The following is an 18,546-nucleotide window of genomic DNA, read 5'->3' on the forward strand; positions in this document are numbered from 1 at the left end:
GCTATATCTGTTATAATATAATACTGTTTGCCAATCGGATTGGTTCACAGAGGCACTCGGTGGTTGGCCGAGTATTGGGGAGGCTGATTTGGAGCGCATAGGATTTGTCGCACGGGTTGCTGGCGTAGTCATAGATGCCGAGTTTCCCTCGGGTGACTTGCCATCCATCTTGAATGCTCTGCAGGTCATACGAGATGATGGTTCTCCGCTCATCATCGAAGTACAAGAGCATATCAACCCATTCACCGTGCGCGGCATTGCCATGAGCAACACCTCGGGATTGCGACGCGGCTTGCGGGTAGTGGACACCGGAAGCCCAATTAAGGTTCCGGTGGGGCCAGTTACGATGGGACGCATGTTCAACGTCCTTGGACAGGTCATAGATGGCGGGCCGCCAGTGGTGGATGCTGAGGTGCGCTCGATTCATGCTGATGCCCCTGCTTTGCAGCAACAACAGTTGGCCACCGAGATGTTTCTAACCGGCATCAAAGCCATTGATCTGCTGACGCCCTATCCACGCGGAGGCAAGATTGGACTGTTCGGTGGCGCGGGTGTGGGCAAGACCATGCTCATCATCGAGTTGATTCGACACACCATCCGCGAGCACAAGGGCATCGCCATGTTTGCGGGCGTTGGCGAGCGCAATCGCGAGGGAAACGAACTGTGGCTGGAGATCAAACGCAGCGGCGTATTGGACAGCACCATCCTGGTCTTTGGCTCCATGAATGAGCCGCCAGGAGCGCGCCTCCGTGCTCCCTTAACAGCCTTGACTATGGCGGAGTACTTCCGTGAGCAGGAACGCCGCCAGGTGCTGCTGTTCATTGACAATACTTTCCGCTACATACAGGCTGGCGCTGAAGTGTCCGCTCTCCTAGGGCGTCTGCCCAGCGCAGTGGGCTACCAGCCCACCCTGATCAGCGAAATGGGAGAACTGCAGGAGCGCATCACCACAACCAGCCGGGGCAGCATCACCTCTGTGCAGGCTATCTACGTTCCTGCCGACGATCTGACCGATCCAGCCGTGGCAGCCACCTTTGCTCATCTTGATGCTAGTACCGTGCTGTCCAGGCGGCAAGTAAGCCAGGGCTTTTATCCAGCTATTGATCCACTGCAGTCTTACAGCAAGCTGCTAACTCCGATTGTGGTTGGTGAGGAACATTACGCCATAGCCCAGGAAGTGCGGGCTCTTCTCGCCCGCTATGAAGAGCTACGAGACGTCATCGCCATCCTGGGCATTGAGGAACTGGGGGAGGATGATCGTCTGGCAGTTAACCGGGCACGGAAAATACAACGCTTCCTGACCCAACCCTTTTTTGTAGCGGAATCCTTTACAGGCTTGCCCGGACGTTTCGTGCCATTGCCACAAACTTTGCGTGGCTTCCGCGAAATTCTCGAAGGACGCTACGATGATTTGCCCGAGCAGGCTTTTTACATGGTCGGGACTATTGATGAGGCGGTAGGCAAGGCCAGGCGCCTCATGGACGAGAAACAGGTGAGATAGATGTTTACGCCTTGGCATCTTGTGATATGGACGCCTGAAGAAACCGTGCTAGACGCTTTTGGTGTATATTGGATACAAGTGCGCCTAGCTGACGGGGGCGAGATCGGCATCTGGCCAGGTCATGCTCCTTTGCTAGCGGAGACCTTGACGGCACCAGTTCGGTATGCCGATAATACTGGGGAACACGCCGTGTCCATTCGCGCTGGAATATTGCACATTGCACCTGGGCAGGTGTCTATCTACACCACAGGGCTGGCAAATGCTGTAACTGTTCCATCGGAGCCTGGCGAAGAGAAGCAACGAGGGAGGCTGGTGGAAACCTTGCTCCACAGCCCGCAGAGTAGCCAACGATAGCGATGCTCAGCATCGCCTATATAATATGGGGTTACCAACATGCCCAAAAAGGATAAGCGCAATATCTGGAGTTCGGCCTGGGCAGACGCTTTGCGAGCCATGTCCCTAGGATGGGACTTGGCCGTACCCATCGGTAGTGGAGCACTACTGGGTCACTTTCTCGACCAGCATTTCCAAACTGGCTATCAAGTAACTTTTGGGTTGCTGATGTTAGGAGCAATGATGGGTTTTTACAACGTATGGCGCAAGCTCCAGTATGAAATCGCCCGAGACCGCTACCGGGCAGAACAAGAGCAAGAGGAGGAGGATGAAACATCTTGGCAGGAATCGGATGGTTCCTCATCGGAACGGCGATAGGCATATTGCATGGCGCGACATTATGGCAGACTGTTAAAGCTCTAAGACCGAAAGCCAGTCAGATACTGTTCTGGGTCTGGGGTGGCACGATGCTGCGCAGCGTGGTTGTGGCCCTGTTGCTGCTTTGGGCTTTGAAACACTCTCTGGGTTCGGGACTATGGGCTTTTGCTGGTTTCCTGATAGCACGTCTGGCCTGTAGCGGAATCATCGCGCTATCTATGGTGAGCGAAGAGACAGCACCGCCAAAACAGGAGGATAACAGTAGATGAAAGACCTATTCCCGCAAGCCGCCTTCACGATCTTCGGCATTCCCGTGCATGAGACGGTTCTCTCTACATGGTTTATGATGCTCATATTGAGCGCTGCCATATATTGGCTCGGCCGAAATAGACCAGCAGCGTTGGACCTTCTTGTCGAATTCGTACTGGAAAACGTCTCCAGCGTGATGGGACGTCCCGCTGAACCTTATCTACCCTTGCTGGGCACTTTGGTCATTTTTATTGCTGCGGCCAATACGATAGGGATTGTGCCCATTGTAGTATCCCCTACCGAAGACATTAACACGCCATTTGCCCTGGCAATGATCGTCTTCTTCTCCGTCCACTATTTTGGCATACGCGATAAGGGACTAGTCCGCTACTTGAAAGATCTGGCCGATCCTATCTTTTTGCTACCATTAGAGTTGATTGGGCAGCTCAGTCGCACCCTTTCGCTCACCCTACGCCTGTTTGGCAATGTACTAAGCACTGGCCTGATTGTTGCCGTGATCTTTTCGCTGCTTCCATTAATCGTACCGATACCGCTCATCGCTTTTAGCATCCTAACTGGCTTACTGCAGGCTTATATCTTTACCGTCCTGGCTGCAGTCTACATTGGTGCTGCTGTAGCGGCCAGTGAAACAATCCCGAGCAAAAAATAAGAAAAGGAGTTAAGTATGGACTCAGGAACTCTAGTAACCATCGTTACAATCATAGCAACTGCTACTGCCATTACCCTGGGCACTATAATGCCTGCCTGGGTCGAAGGACGGGCAGTAGTGAAGGCCTTGGAGGGCATGACTCGTCAACCCGAAGTGGCTGACCGCTTGCGGGCTACGCTATTCATATCCATGGCGCTGTTAGAGTCAACTGCCATCTACGTACTGCTGATCTGCCTGGTCCTTCTCTTTGCTAACCCGCTTCTCGATCGCTTCTTCTAGGGGCTAGAACATGTTGAACCTAGATCTGGCAACGATTGTTTTCCAGGTCATCAACTTCCTCGTGTTGGCGGTAGTGCTGAACCGCTTTGTGTTCCAGCCTGTCTTACGCCAAGCTGCGCAGCGAGCCGAGGAAAGGGAGCGGCTGATGAAGGAAATCGCCGAGGAAAGGCATCGAGTCGCTGTGCTGCGTACCGAATTGGAGCAAAGACAGACTGAGATAGATGAAGAGATAGACAAAATCCTAGCGAAAGCACGAGAGCGAGCGGAAGCAGAGTCTCAGGAACTGTTGCAGCAGACACACGCTGAGGTAGAGCAAATGCTGGTTGAGGCTCAAGCTGATGTCTACCGCCTTAAACAACAGGCCATGGACGAGTTCCATGAGCAGTTGGTGGAGGCTATCCTGGAGATCAGCGCCAACGTTACCGCGCGTGTTGCACCGCCGGAGGTTCAAGACGCACTTATCGACGGGCTTGTCGAACGCATCCGCGAAATGGGGCGTACCGAGATGGACCGAGTGGATGCTATACGTCGTGCGCTAAGCACTCGTGAGCCCATCGCTTACGTCTCTTCTGCGCGCGAGCTGTCCGTCGAGCAACAAGGGCAACTAGCGCGGATTCTCACTGCATTGGCCGACCGCCTTGTGAGCATCCAACTAAGCATTGACCCTGCCTTGGTGGCTGGTATACAGGTGCGCCTTGGGGATATGGTGATGGATCACTCCCTTGCTGGCCAGTTACAGGAACTACGCGAGCAAGTCTCCAAAGCACTTAGGGAGCAGGTTGAATAATGCCCAGGTCAGAGCCTGACATTGCGGCAGTGTTGCGCGCAGTGCGTCAACAACTGGCACAACTAGATAACAAGGTCCAATTCGGTCAGGTTGATGCTATCCAACTCATCAAGGATGCCATAGCGAGCGCTCCTGGCTTGCCCGAAGTAAGGCCAGAAGTGGACTCCTTGCTCACTGTATTGCGCCAAACAGCCGAGGAATTGCCGGTACAGGTGCGCTTCTACGATGTGGGCACGGTGCAACGCATTGGGGATGGTGTGGCTACCCTCTCCGGCCTGCCTCGTGCACGCACCGATGAACTGATTGTTTTTCCCACGGGAGTCAGAGGCATGGTATTGAATCTGGATCACGCCCAGATAGATGTCATCCTCCTGGGTTCGGATAGAGGCATTCAGGGCGGTGACGAAGTCATAGGAACGGGGCGACGCTTGCGTGTACCCGTAGGACGCAAGCTGCTAGGTCGCATCGTGAACCCATTGGGGGAGCCTCTGGATGACCGGGGCCCCATCCAGGAAGCCGAGTTTCGCCTCCTCGAGCACGAAGCTCCAGGCATCATCGAACGAGCACCGGTGAGCGTTTCCTTGCACACGGGTATCAAGATCGTAGATGCATTGATACCCATTGGTCGAGGACAGCGGGAGTTGATCATCGGCAACCGACAGATTGGCAAGACGACCTTGGCTGTTGATACAATCCTCAGCCAGAAAAGTAGCGGGGTGCTCTGCGTCTATGTGGCGATTGGTCAGAAAAAATCCTCCTCCTTGGAGGTCATTGAAACATTGCGCAAGCACAACGCCCTGGCATATACCATAGTGGTAGTATCGAGCCCCGATGATCCTCCCGCTCTCCGCTACCTAGCACCTTATGCAGGCTGTACCATGGCTGAATTCTTCATGGACGAAGGCCATGATGTGTTGATCGTTTACGACGACCTATCCAAACACGCCGATGCCTACCGAGAGTTGAGCTTGCTCCTGCGCCGCCCACCCGGCCGCGAAGCGTATCCAGGGGATATTTTCTATTTGCATGCACGACTGCTGGAACGCGCCTGCAAACTAGGCCCTGAGGCAGGAGGCGGGTCGCTCACCGCTCTACCTATTGTGGAAACAAAAGGTGGCAACGTTGCTGCTTACATCCCAACCAATTTGATCGCCATCACAGATGGCCAAATCGTGCTGGATAGCGAACTCTTCAACCGCGGCATCAAGCCCGCGGTGAACGTTGGCCTTTCTGTGTCCCGCGTCGGTGGAGCTGCACAGTCGGCAGCTATACGCATACTCTCCGGCGCTCTCCGTCTGGAGCTGGCTCAATACGAAGAAGTCTCACGTTTTGCGCGTTTTGGGACAGAAGTGGACGAAGCAACGCAGCGACAAATCAGACGAGGTGAGCGGGTACGGGCGGTGCTCGCGCAACCACCTAACCAACCTCTGTCCCTGGCAGAGGAGTTGGTCATCCTGCTGGCGGTCAACGAGGGCTTTTTGGATGATATAGTTCTCCCTGAGGTATCTGCCTATCAACAAGAGTTATTGGAATATGTCAAAAAGATGGAGCCTGACTTGTACTATGAGCTCAATCGCACAGGAGCATGGAGCGATGAGATTCGCGATACTTTGCTGAGATTGTGCGCGGAATACTCCGCAATCCGCGCAAGGAGGGAAAAAGCGGCATGAAAATGATCATGGCCGTGATACCAAAAGCAGAGGCAAATGAAGTCATCAATGAACTAGTCGCCGCTGGTCATACGGCGACTTTTACGGAAACTCGAGGGGGCGCGCTGCGTCAGGCGAGCCAAACTCTTTTTATAGCTGTTTCGGATGAAGAGTTGGATACAGTCCTGTGTCTCATTGACCGCTATTGCCACTCTCCAGTCCCGCTAGCCAGAACAGTAGCCAGAGATCAGCCTCCCTCCACCTACGGAACGGCTCAGGTGGGTGGGGCGATTGTCTTTGTATGGGATCTGGAACGAATTCACAGGTACTGAGCGCATGGAGGAACTGGAACGCCTAACGTCGCGGCTGGAAAACATACAGGCTGTGCAGCCGATATTGGGTGCGCTGCGCACCATTTCCTTGGGCAGCCGGCTTCACGCTCTGAACAAAGGGCGCAGTGTGCAACAGTATTCTGAGCGTCTGTTGCACATTCTGGCTCTCATCACACCACATCTCCGTCAACGTTCTCCCATGCAACGCCAGGAAAGCCAGCCTATGGAAAGCCTTGCCCTTTTGGTCATCGGCAGCGAGCGCGGTCTGTGTGGAGTCTTCAATGACACCGCTGTTGCGCACGCAGAGCGCATTCAGGCCAAACATGTTGAGGCTGGCACCAAAGTAATGCTGATGACGTTGGGGAGGCGCACCGAACGCGCCTTTCGACGCTGGGAGCGTGTCCCGGTATGGTCCAAACCACTCTCCTTGACTGCTCTTCCGCCCTACAGCCTCGCTGTCGAGCTCGTCTCAGAATGGTTGCAAAGCTACGAACAAGGGACACTGGATGCAGTTGAGGTGGTTTACAACGTCCCTAGGGGGATTATGCATTACGAACCCACTGTAGTGCGCCTACTTCCTCCTGTGATTCCTTCTGCCCCCGCAGAGGAAGAGTGGCCTCCCATTATCGAGACCGATCCCTTGGGGCTTTACACCCGAGTGGTTGAGCTCTGGCTCTCTGCTAGACTCTACCAGATGCTGCTAGAATCCGCCGCAGCCGAACATTCTGCCCGCTACCAGCTTCTAGATGGAGCGACTCAGAACGCAGGCCGCTTGATCGAAGAACTCAAGCTGAGCTTGCAAATCGCAAGGCAAGAGGCAATCACTGCTGAAATGCAGGACCTGGCCAGCGGCGCTGGCCTGATCGGCCCTCGGACAGCTTGACCGTCATCCTTTCTTTACACTTCCTTGCGAACCGTCAAGGTTTTTCGGGATAGCCTTGGGACGGGTATCCCTAACTCAGATATGCTTTTACCCTCTGCCAGACACTCCGCAGCTCATTGCTCACCGCGCAGTCAGCATAGGCGGTCACCGGTTGGCCATGCACCATGGCCTCCGTCACTATGGTATCGAAAGGAACACGGCCCACTACTTGTACCCCACACGAGGCACAAAAGGATTCAATCTCTTGCGCCTGCCTGAGATTGAGATCCGCCTTATTGAGCAATACCAAAGATGGCACGCCAAAATGCGCTGTGGTGCTCAGTATGCGTTGCAAGTCATGAATACCAGAGACCGTTGGCTCTGTCACCAATAGCGCGAGATCCACTCCTGTGGTAGCCGCAATCACAGGACAGCCAATACCTGGCGGACCATCTATCAACAGAAAGTGTGCACCTGTATCAAGTGCCCACAGCCGTGCTCGTTGTCTGACCTGCGATACCAGCTTGCCTGAATTCTCCTGACCGGCAAAGAGATGAGCGTGGAAAAGCGGTCCAAAACGCGTCTGAGAGCGGTACCACTGGCCAGCATGCTGCTCTTCCATGCGGATAGCACCCGTCGGACATTGGTAAAAACAAGCAGCGCAACCCTCACACGCCAAAGCATCCACCGCATATACCCCGTCATGAGGGACAACTGCATCAAAACGACAGACCTCAGTACATCTGCCACAAGCAACACATGCTGCCGTTTCGATGATTGCCAACTCGCCGCTCATGAAATCATGCTCTTCGAGCTTGACAGGAGCGAGAACTAGTTCCAGATTGGCTGCATCCACATCTGCATCAGCCATAACGATAGGAAATTCTTGCGAAGCCAAGTCAGCCAAAGCTGCTGCTACGGTTGTTTTCCCTGTGCCACCCTTACCACTGAGAATTACCAATTGTTTCATCATTGCTCAACTATCAACGGTCGAGCCGATGCCAAGGCAGCACCGGCTCGACCAAGCATTAGGCTATTGTCCTAACTCTTAAGGCTTCCACACTTCCCAAACTTTGCCCACCAACGCTGGGCTAGGTTTGAGCGTAACTTGCCCAGGTTGCCATCCCGAAGGGGTTACCTCACCTGTAGCATATACATGCTGGAAAGCCTTGATTTGTCGGAGCAGTTCCTCGGGATTCCTACCCACTTCTGGCGTAAGCACTTCCATAGCACGAATCACAAAATCCGGATCAATGATGAAGCGGCCTCGAATATCCACACCGGCATCCTCATCGTATACACCGTAAATAGCACCAATCTTGCCGCCTGCATCCGAGAGCATGGGGAAAGGCACCCCGCCACTGACCATCTTGGACAGCTCCTGCTCCTGCCAAATCTTGTGCACGAAGCGGCTATCGGTGCTCATGGCCAAAACTTCTACGCCCAGTGCCTTAAACTGATCGTAAAGTGCAGCAACCGCTGCCAATTCTGTTGGTCAAACAAAAGTAAAGTCACCGGGATAGAAGCATAGGACAATCCACTTGCCCTTGTAGTCCGAGAGCTTCACCGGTTGGAAACCAACGCCTGCAATGAAAGCATTGGCCTCAAAATCAATAGCTTCTTTGCCTACACGTGCTAACACTTTGCTCACCTCCTGTGATGGTATAGCACCTGCAGCCGGGGTGGCTGCTCCGGGCACAGAGACGATTGGCCCCCGTGCTGGCTTGACACAACCTTCTTTCAACTCTGGCATATTACCCTCCTCAGTAGATTTTTAGTTCTCCTCCACGTTCACTGCTTTCGACCTTTTCCTAGCACTCACCTCCTTTTCTATCCCCCTGCAGTCTCCAAAAGTCGCCAATGCGCCCATAAAGCTCAAGAAAACTTTGCTGGTATTCGGGCAGGGCATCAACCACAGGTTGACCTTCTGCGTAAGCCTCGGCGATGCGTCTGTCCAAGGGGATGCGCAGCAGAATGGGTATGCCCTCCGACTGGCAATAGCGGTCAACGCCATCATCGCCTACGCCATCGCGATTGATGACGACGACTACGGGCAGCCTCAATGCATGATGTGCTACCTCTACCGCTAAGCGCAAATCGTGCAATCCAAATGGGGTGGGCTCAGTGACCATGAGAACCAGATCAGCACCACGCATGGTTTCCACAACAGGGCATGCAGTCCCTGGTGGTGCATCGAGAATGACCAGAGAGCGTTGTGCATCCCGCAGGATGGCAGCCTGTTTCAATTGGCGGATCAAGGGTGTAGCCATAGTTTCGCCTATGTTCAAGATGCCATGAGCAAAGCGCACAGAGCCCCGAACGGACCCTTGCTCGATAACCCCGGTCACGCGCAGCCTCTCGCGGATAGCGCCTTCCGGGCAGTTCAAGGTGCAGCTCCCGCAACCGTGGCAAAGCTCAGGAAAGAAGAGCACCTTAGGCTGTATCACTGCAATAGCATGGTATCGACAGACTTTAGCGCAGTGGCCACAGTACGTGCAGCGGCTCAGATCTACTTCGGGCACCAACAAGCCTACTTCCCGATGTTGCTCGATGCTCGGATGCAGAAACAGTGCCGCATTGGGTTCTTCCACGTCACAATCAACGAAAGTAACTGTTGCATCCCCCAGCCCCTGTTTCTGCAATGAGACGGCAAGTGCCAGGTTGACAGCCACAGTTGTCTTGCCTGTGCCCCCTTTGCCGCTGGCTATGGTCAGAATCATACTCTGTGCTCTCCTCGTTGCCTGGAGATAGTTTTGCGCTATGGTTGTTCTATCGGCTTGGATGCTTGTATGAGAAACTGCAGCCCCTGCCCCTGGCTTTCGATTATACCAAAGCCAGCCTCTCTCAGCAAATCCGCGACCTCCTCACAGGTAAATTTGAACATGTCCAAGTGATGGAAGAAACCAAATAACTTACGCTTCCAGGTAGAAAGCCAAGCCCGGTTATAATCCTTGAGCACTAGGACACCACCAGGTTTCAAAACCCTTAATACCTCCGCGAAGGCCTTCTGGGGCTCCTCCCACTCGTGAAGCGAGGATTGTGTAACCACCAGATCAACCGAATCTGACTCTATCGGTATCTCCTCGGCTGTTCCTACCATCGCCTCAAAATGCGACATTCCAGCTTCACGAGCATTCTGTTGGGCTATCTCGAGCATTTCAGCAGAGGGATCTACCCCGATGATCCTTGCCTCTGGCAGCAGTTTGCCGAGCTGGATGGGTAGAAGACCAGGTCCAGTGCCCAGGTCCACGATGGTGGCCTTTCCTTGCACAGGAGGTAGGCATTCCACGATTTTGCTAGCAAAAGGAGTGTGAGTTATCTTGGAGCTTATCTTGCTCCACTTGGCATATTTCTGACTTCTTTGCTCATTGCGCCAGGATTGCGATTGTGCGCTCATTTTTTCATTCTCCTCAACCGAACGAAGCCCACAGCCATTGCGCAGCGGTCTTTTTTATTCGCGTATCATGCGCGTGCCGCACTTGGGACAAGTCATCGCTGTACATGGCTGTCCTGCGACATGTGGCTGTTTATGCCCACAATTGGGGCACACACAATATCCGCCTGGCCCAGCGGCTTTGGGACCGCCCTTACGTCCACGACCCCCGCCTTGGCCAGCGCCATATCCTATATCACGTCCCATGCTATTACCTCCTTCGCTCTATTATTGTCTGTAGCAATTGCCACCATCGGAACAAGGCGGTCGCTCACAGCGTTCCTCGCGACCACAGCAGGTGCGCCCAACCTCGTCACTGCTTCTGGTGCCCACCACTGCCGGTGCGGAAACCTGTTTCTCCAGCAAAGTAGCACCACAGGCAGGACAGGCGACTACGTCCTGAGGGGTGCGCAACCAGACCTCAAACTTCGCACCACAAGCTTGGCAACGGAATTCGTATATAGGCATCTGCGCTCCACTTTCCAGCGCCACTCAGCGGCCGCGGCGCTGCCGCTGGCGTTGTCTGTGGCCGCCACCCCGCCAACCACTCAATAACGAGAGGAAATCGGTTGATCGTTCACGAAAAGCAGGTACAGCCCGCCTGCGCTCCCAGGCTTCCAGCAAGTAAGAAGCCGCCTGCGGCACAACCTCTCGCCCCAAGAAAGCCAGAGCCACGCTCAAGTTATAAGACCATGGCCGCCTTGCGGGGCGAATAGGCACAGAAACTGGCTGCTGCACCACGGGCAGGCTTTCGCGCACCCTAATCACCTCACCTTCGACCACAGTGGGGCGCTCCTCTGCTGGACCAATTGCTTTCTGTGGGCAAGCCTCTACGCAAGCCTGACATTCTTGGCACAGCTCCGCATTGATGCTGGCTACCTGATTCACCAATTGTATCGCGCCATTGGGACAGGCATCCACACATAAGCCACATCCTGTACAACGCGCGCTATCCACATACAACACGTTCCTCACCTCCTAAGCAACACTGCTCAGGTTCGTCCTCTCCCATAACGACCACCTCTACCACTGTCAGCCCCCCGCTTACCCAAGCCCGTATGAGCCTGCACGTTTGCCTGTGTAGCGGAGTGGAGCTTACCCGCTTTGTATGCCTCCACGGCCTGCCGTACCGTGCCCTCGCTGACCCAATAAATCGGCACATTGGCAGCCTGGAACACCCCATAAGCATTTGGCCCTACGTTGCCGCTCAACACAGCTTCCGCGCCATGCTCTACGACGAATTGGGCAGCCTGAATCCCTGCCCCGCCTGGTGCAGATAGGGCTGGATTGGGGATTGCTTCGAACGCCATCGTCTCCGTATCCACGAAAACAAAACTAAGACAGCGTCCGAACACCAGACTGACCTGAGCGTCTAGATCATTCCCATTCGCTGTAACGACGATCTTCATCTTCTGCTTCTCCGAGTTATAGTCTACAGTGGGCAGATCATAACCCTTTCGCCAACAACTGCCCCAAACTCTCCATCTCGATCACCCTAGCAAGTTCCATCACCAAACTCGCATGAAAAAGCGCCTGCCATGTCCACGGCCCATCCGCAAGGCTCGACCGCGCCTTATCCATCTCCTTGGATAGAATCCAAGCAGCGATGAGCGAATGGGTAGCGCCCCGCCGATGCGAGGGTACAACCCTACAGGCACGCCGGCCAAACCTGCAAACCCAAAAACAGGTTGCCTTGATACTGGATCAGGGAGTCGAATCGCACAATATCCCTCACCCCGACCAGTCAATGGCCCTTCACCTCGCGGGCCAGTACCATCAAAACCCGGCACCTCATTCACCTCCTTTCCCATTCTTCCCAAGTCATCGGAGCATTGCTAATAGCCGTTTGCCTGGAATCTGCCGGAAGGTTGCCCCCTGACTTACAGCGCGCAAAGCACCTTCCGCATCTACCACAAGCGCACCAGCCAACGCATTCACATTGTAGTCGAAAAACAATGGCGAAAGCGGCGTGCTACCACCCATGACAAGCACGTAGGCACTGGGTTGGCACAGAGAAAGCAGATCCTCAAAGGTGTGATTGACCAGCGTGCTACCAGTAATGCCAACTACATCGGCTTGGGGTACTATTTCCTCTGCACGAGCAGCTGGCAGATCCTCACCTCGAGGATGTAACTCCAGAACCGACAGCTTTTCTGCCACTTGGCGGACACGTGGGATAAAAGGGAAATGACCTACGATCACCACGCGCTTGCCGGCGCCTTGTTTGACGAGAATTTCCTCAGCATTCGCCTCAATACAGCACGCTTTGTCCACGTCCAAGAGGGCATTCATTGTTGCTAAGCCAACGCTTGCCTCAGTAAGGCTATCTGAGCGGATTAGCTCTGCCAATTCAAATGAGCTGCGCTCTAGCAGATAGCCAGCTCGCCGCACAGAAGGCTGTCCTTCACAGTGGCTCTCCTGTGCATGTGGCACCGCTGCAAGGCCCACACGTATTCCCCATGTCGTCCTCACAGCTACAGCTGTCCAATGTACGCCGATGCGCACATCATGCACTGGTGCGTTGACTCTCAAACTGCTCAACAGTTTGTCAATGATGCTCACTCCAACCCCTTTTCTCCACACTCATTGCACGGTTAGGAAGAAGGAGCGGACCGCTTGCGTTGCCACGGCCCGCTCCTGTTTGCCTCAGCCCTCCTTCCCAAGATCTTCGAGGCGCTTATTGATGGCATCAAGTTGCTCCTGCAAGGCCTTGGCCTGTGCCTTTAGCATCTCGGTTTCTTGTTCTTGGGTTACTGGTGGCACTCCCCAGCCCCAGGCTGGCCCGTACCCAAAGCGCATCCAACCTGGAAGCCCTGTGGCGTAATACCAGTGGCGCCAGCGAAAGCCTCTGCCCCAGCCACCACCAAAACCTAGACCCAAGCCACGTCCTGGCACAGGGTTCATGTAGCCAGGGATGCCGTAGCCAGCGCAGTAACCAGCTGCCCTCCCAGTCATGGGCCCCATGCCAAATGGCCCAGTGCGATCTCCTTTTGGCATACTTCTCACCTCCTTTCCTTATCTTCTCGAATAACGGTAAGAATCGTCTCAGTTAGATAGTCTCTAAATACTATGTGTATCTAAATGATTTTTGCATTTATATAGTAGCACAAATTGTCCAAACTGTCAAATCGGCGAGTTAGTAGATATGAGTGTCCTGCGTTTTACCCTCCTACCGTTTGCTATCCCTGTTTCTTGTACATATCAGCAGATTTTGTTTTTCTGTTTCCTGCCACTATAATGCAGTTGAGTTGACAACTGCTTCTGACTCGGAGGGGGCAGTGACTGTGTTCTGTGCGAAGACCGAAATCGAAGTCTCGTGCCGGGCAGGCTATTCCTCTTGGCCGGGTGCTTGCAGGCACAGGTGGCATGACGAGCTCGTTACCTGGCCTCATCTGACATGCTATTGCCACCAGTGGCTTCTTATGGCAGTATCCCTCTGTCCTATCCCCTTCGTTCTCATGTTGCGTTTTCACCTTGATGCCCATTGGCCCAATGCCGCGTCATTCAGTCTGGTTATTCTATTTATCCTGTTCATTGTTTTCTCATGTAAGCCTTCATTGACAATAATGCCTAATCCAGCGTGAACTGGATTGTTACTATACAATAGGTTTCTACCCTATCTGTGAAGGAGAACGATGTACCGTGATGAGGTTTTGCTTGAGGTAGTGGAAGAGGGGGATTTGTTCCTGCGCGATGCCATCCGTGCTTATGTGGAAGCTGAGATTATGCCCGTACGCTTGCTTATAGATGAGGATGAAGAGCACGTGTTGGTGCGCAAGATCCTGCAGGGGTTGGCAGACATCGGCTTTCAGGCCGCTATCTGGCCAGAGAGATACGGAGGAGCAGGCATCACCAGGATGGTACCTTTTAGTCTATGCCTGGAGGAACTGTCCCGTGGTGATGGCGGTATTGCGGTGGCTTTGGCCTGCAGTCTGTGGCCTTTCATGCCTGCTATCTGGGCCGCCAACCAGGCTGTGCTCGATCGTTTTGGGCCAGAGTTCTGTAGTGGAGAGCTGAGGATGGGCTGCTTTGCGATGACAGAGCCGGGTGGCACAACAGGAGGTGGAGGTTGTGACATCGAGAACCCTGCTTTGGAAGGTCGCATGATCCGCACCACTGCCCGTCTGGAGGGGGAGGAGTGGGTGCTCAATGGACAGAAATTGTGGGCTTCCAATAGCGGCGTAGCTGACGCTTATCTGATAGTATGCTCGACTGATCCCGAATTAGGGGATGAGGGGCTTGCTCTCATCTATGTGCCAAGCGGTGTTAAAGGGCTTTCGTTTGGTCCCTACGAGCGCAAAGCCGGCTTACATGCTGACCGCAACAGCGCAATTTTCCTAGACAATGTGCGAGTCCCCAGGGAATTTCGCGCTGCTGGCCCAGCCCAAGATGCACGCCTGTTTCACCAGAACCTAATTGTTGGACGCTTGGGCAGCGCAGCCATGTCCGTGGGCAATGCTCAAGGCATCTTTGAGACGGTCCTCAAGTTTACTGGTGCGCGGGTGGTGGCTGGGCGACCTATCCGCGAGCACTCTATAGGCGCCTGCATGCTGGCGGACATGGCCATAGGCATCGAGACTGCACGTGCTTTCTGCTTGCAGGCAGCCTACAAGTACGATCACCCCGAACTCTATGGGCCTCAAGACTCGACGCTGAACCTCTCACGCGCCAGCATCGCCAAGGTCTATGCCTCGGAGGTGGCGGTGATGGTGGCCAACAAGACAATGGAGTTGATGGGTGCTTATGGCTACGCACACGATTATCACCTGGAGAAATACTGGCGAGATGGGAAAATCATGCAGCTCTGGCTGGGAGGGGCGCAATTGGGGCGTCTAGATGCGATTAGGGGTTACTACGCGCATCGCCTGTGAGATGGGGACACAGTGCAAGGTGAGAGCTTGTGTTGAGGAGGAAAAGAGATGAACATTTACACCGTTTTCATCAGCAAGCCGAACTGGGAAGCAGGTTGGCCTTATGTTGGTTTTGAAAATGAGCAAGTTCAGGCAGCGACGCTGGAGAGATTGAAAAAGAGCTTTCCAGATATAGAGTTCACCGGTGGAGAGATCGTTACCAAACATGAGCCGGCTGAGGTAGAAAGGATTAAACGGGAAATAAAGCGAGCAGATGGACTTTTTGTGTATGCCATCGGACATTATGGCGATCCAGCGATTGTACAGGCAGGGGAGGAATTTCTTCAACTTGGGAAGCTATCTATCTTGGCTAACTATGTCTATGGAGGAGACCATACATTCATCAAAACCTACGAGCGAATTAAGGGCAAGGCACTGCGGGTGCTTCCAGTCTCCTCAACGGATTTCGAGGATGTAGAATGGGCACTCCAGGTGATGCAAGCCTTGCTTCGCCTCAAGGGTAAAAAGGTCCTCGTCTATGCCCCAGATGAAATAGCCTTCAATTTGCAAGGGGTTATGGAATTGGCAGCTCCTGATCTGGCATGCATGTCACAAAAGCAGGTAGAGTACCTGATGACAATCATGGGGCAGATAAGTTCAGAGGAGGAGGGCTCTTATCTCGATTTGACGGGGGTAGATCAAGCGCATCAGTGGCGCAGGGACGAAGAGAGATATCGGAAGAACATGAAGGAAATTTTTGGTTTGGAACTGGTGAGGAGGGATCCACAAGAAATTTCTACATGCTATGAAAAAGTCAGCGAGCAAAGGGCTGAGGAAATAGCCGAGAGATGGATTAGGGAAGCCAAGAAAGTGGAATCCACGCACCAGGCTATTATCAATGCAGCAAGGCTGTACCTCGCGATAAAGGGACTAGCTGAAGAAATAGACGCTATTTCTGTCACCCCTGATTGTGGTACCTTGCTGATTGCAGGGTATCTGCCTGCTTTCCCTTGCTTGGCTTTTTCGCAACTGCTCAATGATGGCTTTACCGCTACCTGCGAGTCGGATCTGGATTCCAACATTAGCGCACTGCTGGGCCGCTCCTTGTTTGGCCGGCCTGGTTTCGTCTCCAACCATTGCCTGGATTTAGCCCACAATCAGGTCATCTATCTCCATTGTTTAGCTTCTAATAAGCTTTATGGGCCGGAGGGAATCTCCGTTGGCTATGACATTGTGCACCACGGGGAATCTCACTTCATCGGGGCCGTGCCCAGAGTGACATTCCCAGCGGGGGAAGACCTCACCACAATCAAGGTCAGCATGTTGGAGAAGAAACTTGCGCTTCGACATGGGAAGATCATCGGCCAAATTGTGGATGAAAAAGGATGTGCTACGAAGGTGCTTGTGGAAAGTGATGCGAGAAAGATCCTCGAAAACTATGACTGGATGACCTTTGGCTGGCATAGGGTTAGCTTTGTAGGAGATTGGAGAAGGGAATTCGTAGCGGCAGCTCGACTTGCCGGATTGGAGGTGGTGGAGGAAGACAAGTGAACATTGTCCGGTAACATCATTCTAAATCTGGAAGGAGCATTTGCCATGAGAAGCAGATTCGCAAAAATAGCTTATGGCGTAGGTAATTTAGGGCAAGCCCTCTTTTTCAATACGGTGCAGACATTCCTCATCTTTTTCTATACCGATGTTGTGCGTCTTGCTCCCCAAATGGTGAGCTTGGCTTTTGCCATTTCCTATGGCGTGTGGAACGCCATCAATGATCCGCTCATTGGCTTGATCTCGGATCGTACACGCACTCGCTGGGGACGGCGTATCCCCTATATCGCGCTTGGCACGCCCCTTACTTTTCTGCTCTTTTTCCTGGTTTGGTCTCCGCCGTTAGGAGGGCGCCCTCTCATTAACCCATCCCATAGCGGCATCTTCCTCTATTTCGCCTTGGTCATCGCCTTGTTTGACTTAGTGTATACTGCGGTCAGCGTAACGTACACGGCTCTCTTCCCGGAGGCTTTTGAGGATCTCAGGGAAAGGACAGAAGTGTCCATCTACCGCCAGGTGGCAGCAATGATTGGCACAGCATTGGGTGTGGCGATCATGCCCGTTCTAGTAGGCTCTTTCTCTAGGCAGTTTGGCGAGCTGGGTGGATGGAAAATGGCGGGGCTAGTTCTAGGGCTTATTGGTGCCAGCGCCTTCGCATTCTCTCTTCTCGGCAGCAAGGAGCGCAAGAAGAGCAGTACAGCGGAAGCGTTGCCATTTGTGGATGCCCTGAAGCAGACTCTTGTTAATCGCTCGTTCCTCGCATTTGTCGGTGCCAATCTGATGATCTGTTACATCTGGAGCTGGCTCTCGGCCATGGTGCCATTCTTCACCAAGTATGTGCTTCATGCGCCAGAGGAACAGATGAGCCTGATCTTTCTCGGCATGTTCGCTACCTCGATGGCTTGTTATCCCCTGTGGAGGAAAGTTGCCCTGCGTCTGGGTTCCAGGAATACTTTGGCTTTGGCTGTAAGCCTGTTTGTCCTTTTCATGCTGCCCGTCGTGGTCGTGTCCAATCTGGTTCAAGCCCTTATCATGATCCTATGCGTTGGCGCAGCCAACTCTGGCATTACTTTGGTGCGTGATATTGTGCTCAGCGATGTGATAGACGAGGATGAGTTGCGCACTGGCCAGCGGCGGGAGGGCAGTTATTTTGGGGTGAACGCTTTCATCGAGCGGTTGGTTATGGTGCTGATTGGTGGCTCCAGCAGTTTGGTGCTAAGCCTAAGCGGTTACAATGCTACTCTGACGATCCAACCGCCATCTGTCAGTATGGGCATCCGCATAGGCATGAGCCTGCTGCCGCTCGCCGCATTGGCGGTCTTTTGGTTCTCGCTGCGCTTCTACCCTCTGGGTAAGGAGCAGGTCGCAGCGCTCAGAGAACGACTGGATGCGTTGCATCGAGGAGCAAGCGCAATGTAGAGTTGACCTATAGTTAGTTGTGAGTGTATACTACAGCCACTGGGATGGGTGAAAATTAAGTAAAGATTATCTCGATCATTTGCTAAACTAAAGTGCCAGCACATTGTCTATCCCGTTGAGAGTGATTTTGCTAGATGAAAATTCTCACAGGTCAGGCCATGGCGTACATACCAGCATAGAGAGGCTTGAGCGTATTGGACAATCTAAACTTGCAAATAGGGACATACGCCTGGTTTCTGATCGCGCATCTGTGTAT

At 53.5% G+C, this 18,546-nt stretch carries 23 protein-coding genes; 13 read left to right on the forward strand and 10 right to left on the reverse strand.

Annotated features, from left to right (window positions below; all coding sequences use genetic code 11):
• Nucleotides 1-88: 88 nt before the first annotated feature.
• From H5T67_03790 to H5T67_03835, 10 genes are read left to right on the forward strand one after another with little or no spacing between them, the layout of a single operon-like run.
• A complete protein-coding gene (locus tag H5T67_03790; protein MBC7244441.1) occupies nucleotides 89-1,501 on the forward strand; it encodes a F0F1 ATP synthase subunit beta in 1,413 nt (470 codons plus the stop codon).
• Nucleotides 1,502-1,855 (forward strand): hypothetical protein, encoded by a 354-nt coding sequence (locus H5T67_03795; GenBank protein MBC7244442.1) that lies wholly within the window; start codon nucleotides 1,502-1,504, stop codon nucleotides 1,853-1,855.
• A 39-nt stretch (nucleotides 1,856-1,894) separates the two neighbouring features.
• Complete coding sequence (locus H5T67_03800; protein ID MBC7244443.1) at nucleotides 1,895-2,212, forward strand: AtpZ/AtpI family protein; 318 nt, start codon at nucleotides 1,895-1,897, stop codon at nucleotides 2,210-2,212.
• Complete coding sequence (locus H5T67_03805; protein ID MBC7244444.1) at nucleotides 2,173-2,481, forward strand: hypothetical protein; 309 nt, start codon at nucleotides 2,173-2,175, stop codon at nucleotides 2,479-2,481. Before H5T67_03800 ends, H5T67_03805 begins: the two co-directional genes overlap by 40 nt.
• Nucleotides 2,478-3,131 (forward strand): F0F1 ATP synthase subunit A, encoded by a 654-nt coding sequence (atpB, locus tag H5T67_03810; GenBank protein ID MBC7244445.1) that lies wholly within the window; start codon nucleotides 2,478-2,480, stop codon nucleotides 3,129-3,131. Before H5T67_03805 ends, atpB begins: the two co-directional genes overlap by 4 nt.
• Before the next feature lie 15 nt (nucleotides 3,132-3,146).
• Entirely contained in the window at nucleotides 3,147-3,410 is a 264-nt protein-coding gene (gene atpE, locus H5T67_03815; protein MBC7244446.1) for an ATP synthase F0 subunit C, read from the forward strand.
• Between the two features lie 10 nt (nucleotides 3,411-3,420).
• Nucleotides 3,421-4,197 carry a F0F1 ATP synthase subunit delta gene (locus H5T67_03820; GenBank protein MBC7244447.1) on the forward strand — a complete coding sequence of 259 codons (777 nt, stop codon included), beginning with the start codon at nucleotides 3,421-3,423 and terminating at the stop codon, nucleotides 4,195-4,197.
• Nucleotides 4,197-5,867, forward strand: a complete 1,671-nt coding sequence (locus H5T67_03825) for a F0F1 ATP synthase subunit alpha (GenBank protein ID MBC7244448.1) — start codon at nucleotides 4,197-4,199, stop codon at nucleotides 5,865-5,867. The genes H5T67_03820 and H5T67_03825 overlap by 1 nt, the downstream gene beginning before the upstream one ends.
• Entirely contained in the window at nucleotides 5,864-6,178 is a 315-nt protein-coding gene (locus H5T67_03830) for a cyclic-di-AMP receptor (protein MBC7244449.1), read from the forward strand. Before H5T67_03825 ends, H5T67_03830 begins: the two co-directional genes overlap by 4 nt.
• Nucleotides 6,138-7,061, forward strand: coding sequence for a F0F1 ATP synthase subunit gamma (locus H5T67_03835; GenBank protein ID MBC7244450.1), 924 nt, complete (start codon nucleotides 6,138-6,140; stop codon nucleotides 7,059-7,061). The genes H5T67_03830 and H5T67_03835 overlap by 41 nt, the downstream gene beginning before the upstream one ends.
• 70 nt (nucleotides 7,062-7,131) lie before the next feature.
• On the opposite strand, the gene H5T67_03840 is transcribed toward H5T67_03835, so the two are convergent.
• The 10 genes from H5T67_03840 to H5T67_03885 all read right to left on the reverse strand — a co-directional run bounded on the left by H5T67_03840 (nucleotide 7,132) and on the right by H5T67_03885 (nucleotide 13,470).
• Nucleotides 7,132-8,010, reverse strand: a complete 879-nt coding sequence (locus tag H5T67_03840; protein ID MBC7244451.1) for an ATP-binding protein — start codon at nucleotides 8,008-8,010, stop codon at nucleotides 7,132-7,134.
• A gap of 78 nt (nucleotides 8,011-8,088) precedes the next feature.
• A complete protein-coding gene (locus H5T67_03845) occupies nucleotides 8,089-8,793 on the reverse strand; it encodes a peroxiredoxin (GenBank protein ID MBC7244452.1) in 705 nt (234 codons plus the stop codon).
• A 58-nt stretch (nucleotides 8,794-8,851) separates the two neighbouring features.
• Nucleotides 8,852-9,760 carry an ATP-binding protein gene (locus H5T67_03850; GenBank protein MBC7244453.1) on the reverse strand — a complete coding sequence of 303 codons (909 nt, stop codon included), beginning with the start codon at nucleotides 9,758-9,760 and terminating at the stop codon, nucleotides 8,852-8,854.
• Between the two features lie 38 nt (nucleotides 9,761-9,798).
• Nucleotides 9,799-10,437, reverse strand: coding sequence for a class I SAM-dependent methyltransferase (locus tag H5T67_03855; GenBank protein ID MBC7244454.1), 639 nt, complete (start codon nucleotides 10,435-10,437; stop codon nucleotides 9,799-9,801).
• 54 nt (nucleotides 10,438-10,491) lie between these two features.
• Nucleotides 10,492-10,680 carry a hypothetical protein gene (locus H5T67_03860; protein ID MBC7244455.1) on the reverse strand — a complete coding sequence of 63 codons (189 nt, stop codon included), beginning with the start codon at nucleotides 10,678-10,680 and terminating at the stop codon, nucleotides 10,492-10,494.
• A 21-nt stretch (nucleotides 10,681-10,701) separates the two neighbouring features.
• The gene (locus tag H5T67_03865; protein MBC7244456.1) at nucleotides 10,702-10,941 is read right to left on the reverse strand and encodes a zinc ribbon domain-containing protein; all 240 of its coding nucleotides are present in this window, start codon (nucleotides 10,939-10,941) and stop codon (nucleotides 10,702-10,704) included.
• Between the two features lie 24 nt (nucleotides 10,942-10,965).
• Entirely contained in the window at nucleotides 10,966-11,439 is a 474-nt protein-coding gene (locus tag H5T67_03870; GenBank protein ID MBC7244457.1) for a 4Fe-4S binding protein, read from the reverse strand.
• A gap of 26 nt (nucleotides 11,440-11,465) precedes the next feature.
• The gene (locus H5T67_03875; GenBank protein ID MBC7244458.1) at nucleotides 11,466-11,882 is read right to left on the reverse strand and encodes a NifB/NifX family molybdenum-iron cluster-binding protein; all 417 of its coding nucleotides are present in this window, start codon (nucleotides 11,880-11,882) and stop codon (nucleotides 11,466-11,468) included.
• 412 nt (nucleotides 11,883-12,294) lie between these two features.
• Nucleotides 12,295-13,035 carry a DUF364 domain-containing protein gene (locus H5T67_03880; GenBank protein MBC7244459.1) on the reverse strand — a complete coding sequence of 247 codons (741 nt, stop codon included), beginning with the start codon at nucleotides 13,033-13,035 and terminating at the stop codon, nucleotides 12,295-12,297.
• Nucleotides 13,036-13,119: 84 nt separating this feature from the next.
• Entirely contained in the window at nucleotides 13,120-13,470 is a 351-nt protein-coding gene (locus H5T67_03885) for a DUF5320 domain-containing protein (GenBank protein ID MBC7244460.1), read from the reverse strand.
• Between the two features lie 638 nt (nucleotides 13,471-14,108).
• On the opposite strand from H5T67_03885, the gene H5T67_03890 reads away from it, so the two are divergent.
• From H5T67_03890 to H5T67_03900, 3 genes are read left to right on the forward strand one after another with little or no spacing between them, the layout of a single operon-like run.
• Nucleotides 14,109-15,344 carry an acyl-CoA dehydrogenase family protein gene (locus tag H5T67_03890; GenBank protein MBC7244461.1) on the forward strand — a complete coding sequence of 412 codons (1,236 nt, stop codon included), beginning with the start codon at nucleotides 14,109-14,111 and terminating at the stop codon, nucleotides 15,342-15,344.
• 48 nt (nucleotides 15,345-15,392) lie between these two features.
• Nucleotides 15,393-16,874, forward strand: coding sequence for a hypothetical protein (locus H5T67_03895; GenBank protein MBC7244462.1), 1,482 nt, complete (start codon nucleotides 15,393-15,395; stop codon nucleotides 16,872-16,874).
• Nucleotides 16,875-16,919: 45 nt separating this feature from the next.
• Complete coding sequence (locus H5T67_03900) at nucleotides 16,920-18,290, forward strand: MFS transporter (protein ID MBC7244463.1); 1,371 nt, start codon at nucleotides 16,920-16,922, stop codon at nucleotides 18,288-18,290.
• Nucleotides 18,291-18,546 lie beyond the last annotated feature (256 nt).

Source organism: Chloroflexota bacterium (assembly GCA_014360905.1).
Taxonomy (GTDB): Bacteria; Chloroflexota; Anaerolineae; order UBA2200; family UBA2200; genus JACIWX01.